Genomic DNA, 4,642 nt, shown 5'->3' with positions numbered 1-4,642 from the left:
CGCTGCGTGTGGCTGATGCTGCCGGCGGCGATCACCGGCAGGATCATCGACCAGGTGGCGGCCCTGATGGAACCCGGCGACATCGTCATCGACGGCGGCAATTCCTACTACCACGACGCCGTCGACCAGGCCGCGAAGCTGGCCGGCAAGGGTATCCATCTTGTCGATGTCGGCACCAGCGGCGGCGTCTGGGGCCTGGAGCGTGGCTACTGCCTGATGATCGGCGGTCCCGACGTGGCGGTGCAGCACCTCGATTCGATCTTCGCCACGCTGGCACCGGGCGCCGATGCCGGCTCCAATCCGCCTGGGGATGCCGGGACCGCGCCCTTCGGCTATCTGCATTGCGGACCCAGCGGTGCCGGCCACTTCGTCAAGATGGTGCACAACGGCATCGAATATGGCGTCATGGCCGCCTATGCCGAAGGCATGAACATCCTGAAGTCGGCCAATGCCGGCAAGCGGCAACGGACGGCGGACGCCGAGACCAGTCCGCTGGAAAACCCGCAATACTACCAGTTCGACATCGACCTTCCCCAGGTGGCCGAGGTCTGGCGGCATGGCAGCGTTATCGGCTCCTGGCTGCTCGACCTGACGGCCGGCGCGTTGAAAAGCGATCCGGGCCTGGTGAATTTCGGCGGCCGCGTTTCGGATTCCGGCGAAGGGCGCTGGACGCTGAAGGCGGCGATCGACACCGGCGTGCCGGCTCCGGTGCTGTCCTCGGCACTGTTCGACCGCTTCTCCTCGCAGGGCGAATCCGAATTCGCCGACAAGCTGCTCTCCGCCATGCGCTATGCCTTTGGCGGCCATGTCGAGAAGCCGAAGGCCGGCAAGTGAGGACACTGGGAGAGACACGCGCATGAGCCAGGAACGGTCCGACACGCTGGTGCTCTTCGGGGCCACCGGCGACCTCGCCCACAAGAAGATATTTCCAGCCCTTTACCAGATGGTCGCCAAGGGCACGCTCACCGAGCCGGTGATCGGCGTCGCCTTCGACGCCTGGGACCTCAAGCAGTTGCAGGCGCGCGCCCGCGACGGCATCGTCAATGCGCTCGGCAAGATCGACGAGAAAGCGTTCGCCAAATTCGCCTCGCTGCTGCGCTACGTCAGCGGCGACTACCGTGATGGAGCGACGTTCGAGAAACTGAAGAGCGCGCTCGGCACCGCACAGCGGCCGCTGCACTACATGGCGGTGCCGCCGACCATGTTCGAGACCGTCGTCCAGGGGCTGGAGCAATCAGGCACGGCGCATGGCGCGCGGCTGATGGTGGAAAAGCCCTTCGGTCACGATCTGCAATCGGCGCGCTGGCTGAACCGGGTCCTGCATCTGGTGTTCGACGAACAGTCGATCTTCCGCATCGACCATTACCTGGGCAAGGAAGCGATCCAGAACCTGCTCTATTTCCGCTTCGCCAATTCGCTGCTCGAGCCGATCTGGAACCGCAACTACGTCGAGAGCGTGCAGATCACCATGGCCGAGGATTTCGGCGTCGAGGGACGTGGCCGTTTCTATGACGATGTCGGCTGCATCAGGGACGTCATCGAGAACCATCTGCTCAACATCCTGTTGCTGCTTGCCATGGAGCCGCCTGTCGGCCGCTCCGCCGACGACCTGATCGATGAGAAGGTGCAAGTGCTGCGCGCGATCAGGACGCTGACCAAAGACGATGTCGTGCGTGGCCAGTTCACCGGCTATCTCGCCGAGCCCGGCGTGGCGCCGAACTCGCCCGTCGAGACCTTCGCGGCGGTGCGTTTCTTCGTCGACACCTGGCGCTGGCAGGACGTGCCGTTCTTCATCCGCGCCGGCAAGAACATGCCGGTGCATGTCACCGAAGTGGTGGTGCGGCTGAAGCGGCCGCCGCTCGATGTCTTCGATCCGATCAAGCCCGCCGACCAGAACTACGTCCGCTTCCGCATCGACCCACAGGTGGTGATCGCCATCGGAGCACAGCGCAAGGCGCCGGGCGACGACATGATCGGCGAGCAGGTCGAACTGACGGCGCTCGACGATTCAAAGGGCGACATGCCGCCCTATGAGCGTTTGATCGGCGACGCCATGAACGGCAACGGGCAGTTGTTCACCCGCCAGGACGCCAGCGAACTGGCCTGGCGCATCGTCGGCCCGGTGCTTGGCGACACCACGCCGCCGCATCTCTACGAGCCGCTCACATGGGGACCCGCGGACGTCATGGCCGGGTTCGGGCCGCCCAATGGCTGGATCGATCCGGTGAAGTGAGAGGACCACACGATGGCCAAGGCAGTAAAACAACCGGCATCGGGCACCGGGAAGCCGGATACTGAAAAGATCGTGCTCACGATCGACATCGGCGGCTCGCACGTCAAGATCCTCACCAGCGCCGGCGGCGAGGAGCGCCGCGCCGACTCCGGACCGGGCCAGACGCCGCAGCAGATGATCGACGCGGTGAAGAAGCTCGCCGAAGGCCTGCCCTACGACGTCGTCTCGATGGGCTATCCCGGCCCGGTCAACCACAACAGGCCGCTCGCCGACCCCGCCAATCTCGGCAAGGGCTGGGCTGGATTCGACTTTGCGGGCGCGTTCGGCAAACCGGTGAAAGTGGTCAATGATGCGCTGATGCAGGCCATCGGCAGCTACGAGGGCGGGCGCATGCTGTTCCTCGGGCTCGGCACCGGTCTCGGTGCGGCGATGATTGCCGACAACGTCGCCCAACCGATGGAACTCGCGCATTTGCCCTACAAGAAGGGCAGGAGTTTCGAGGATTATGTCGGCGAACGCGGCCTGGAAAAGCGCGGCAAGAAGAAATGGCGCAAATACGTCTTCGACGTCGTCGACCGGCTCCGTGCCGCCATGCAGCCGGACTATGTCGTGATTGGCGGCGGCAACGTCGACAAGCTCGATGAATTGCCCACCGACTCCAGGCGCGGCGACAACACACGCGCCTTCGAAGGCGGGTTTCGTTTGTGGCGCGACAAAGCGCTGATAGTCTGATACTGTTATTGTTTAATATAGTTGTTCAAAATAACGTGTGACCTGACATCAAGTCGTTGCAATACGCAGATTTGCCGACTAGGAATTCCGCGCTACACCAACGCCATTCGTCCCGTGGACGCACGAAGGACGCCATAGCATTTTGATTTCGCGCATGATCCTTTCCGGAAGTCGAATCCGATTTTCAGGTCATTCGCTGTAGACGGAGAAATAGAGTGACCGACGATAGCAACAGTGCCCGTAAAGACATCGATCTGCTCGAGCTGACCGCCCACATCGTGTCCGCTTACGTCGAGAAGAACCGCTTGCCCGCCTCCGGCCTGGCCGACCTCATCGCCAGCGTCAGCGCCTCGATAAACGCGCTCGGCAAGCCTGCGGTCCCGGTGGCTGCCCCCCTGGTCCCGGCGGTCAACCCCAAGAAGTCGGTGACACCCGATTTCATCATCTGCCTCGAGGACGGCAAGAAGTTCAAATCGCTGAAGCGTCACCTGGGCGTGCATTTCGGCCTGACGCCGGACGCCTATCGCGCCAAATGGGGCTTGCCGTCGGACTATCCGATGGTCGCCCCCAACTACGCGGCCTCGCGTTCGCTGCTGGCGAAATCCATCGGCCTCGGCCGCAAGGCTGCCCCCGTGAAGGTACCCGCCAAGGGCAGGAAGGCCAAGGCCTCGGCCTGAATATTCGGTCCTGAGCCAACAGTTAGGACGACTGGAACAGAAGCCTGCCGGCGAATCCGCCTTGGCAGGCTTCCTATTTTTATGGCTTGGATGAGCGGACGGGTTCCTAGAGCAAGTCCAGGAAAAGTGTGAAACGGTTTTCCGTCCGGAATTGCGCAAAAAAAAGGAGTTAGAGCGGGTCGCCGTTTCCGTGAAACGGTGAACTGCTCTAGGGGAGCGAGCCATGAACTACACCAGGATGGTGATCGAGAAAGAAGCGCCGGAAGAATACGGCTACGACCGTATCCGCTACAATCTTTCGGAAAGTTCGATCGCCGACCAGAAGCTCTCCGACATCGGCCTTTCGCTGCCTGATCTCACGCTTTTCTATGGCGAGCATCGCGGCGACAAGCAGTTGCGTGCATTGATTCGGCGCAGGATGCCGGCATTTCGCCGGATGATGTCCTGGTCACTGCCGGTGCCGCGGGCGCGCTGTTCATCATCTCGACCTCGCTCTTGTCGGCCAATGACCATCTCGTCGTCATCAGGCCCAACTACGCCACCAACATCGAAACCCCAAGGGCGATCGGCTGCGCCATCAGCTTTGTCGACCTGGCCTTCGAGGAAGGCTTCGCCATTGATGTCGAACGCGTCAAGGCGGCGCTGCGGCCGGACACGAAGCTGATCAGCGTCACCTGCCCGCACAACCCGACCGGCACGATGATGAGCCGAACCGAGCTCGATGCGCTGGTTGCGCTTGCCGAAAGCAGCAACTGCCGTCTGCTCGTCGACGAGACCTATCGCGACCTTTCCTACGGCCGGCGGCTGCCGACGGCTGCCTCACTCAGCCCGAAGGCGATCAGCGTCTCGTCATTGTCCAAGGCCTTCGGCATTCCCGGCATCCGCATCGGCTGGCTGATCACCAGGGACGCTGAGCTTCAGGAGAAATTCCTCGCCGCCAAGGAGCAGATCGGCATCTGCGGCAGCGTTATCGACGAAGGCATTGCCCGCGGCATGCTCG

Annotated in this window: 5 protein-coding genes; all 5 read left to right on the top strand. The window is 62.6% G+C overall.

Annotated features, from left to right (window positions below):
- A partial coding sequence (gnd, locus tag EN749_RS30990; protein ID WP_128364580.1) for a phosphogluconate dehydrogenase (NAD(+)-dependent, decarboxylating) occupies nt 1–834 on the top strand: 834 nt, incomplete at its 5' end.
- Between the two features lie 22 nt (nt 835–856).
- A complete protein-coding gene (gene zwf / locus EN749_RS30985) occupies nt 857–2,233 on the top strand; it encodes a glucose-6-phosphate dehydrogenase (protein WP_127318786.1) in 1,377 nt (458 codons plus the stop codon).
- A 12-nt stretch (nt 2,234–2,245) separates the two neighbouring features.
- Complete coding sequence (locus tag EN749_RS30980; protein ID WP_128364579.1) at nt 2,246–2,965, top strand: ROK family protein; 720 nt, start codon at nt 2,246–2,248, stop codon at nt 2,963–2,965.
- Nucleotides 2,966–3,180: 215 nt separating this feature from the next.
- Entirely contained in the window at nt 3,181–3,642 is a 462-nt protein-coding gene (locus tag EN749_RS30975; protein ID WP_128364578.1) for a MucR family transcriptional regulator, read from the top strand.
- A 402-nt stretch (nt 3,643–4,044) separates the two neighbouring features.
- Nucleotides 4,045–4,642 (top strand): pyridoxal phosphate-dependent aminotransferase (locus tag EN749_RS30970; protein WP_348629394.1); only part of this gene is annotated, 598 nt, incomplete at its 3' end.

It is taken from the genome of Mesorhizobium sp. M7A.F.Ca.ET.027.02.1.1, from assembly GCF_004022985.1.
In the GTDB taxonomy this organism is placed as follows: Bacteria; Pseudomonadota; Alphaproteobacteria; order Rhizobiales; family Rhizobiaceae; genus Mesorhizobium.
This window is presented reverse-complemented; position numbering and strand designations above follow the sequence as displayed.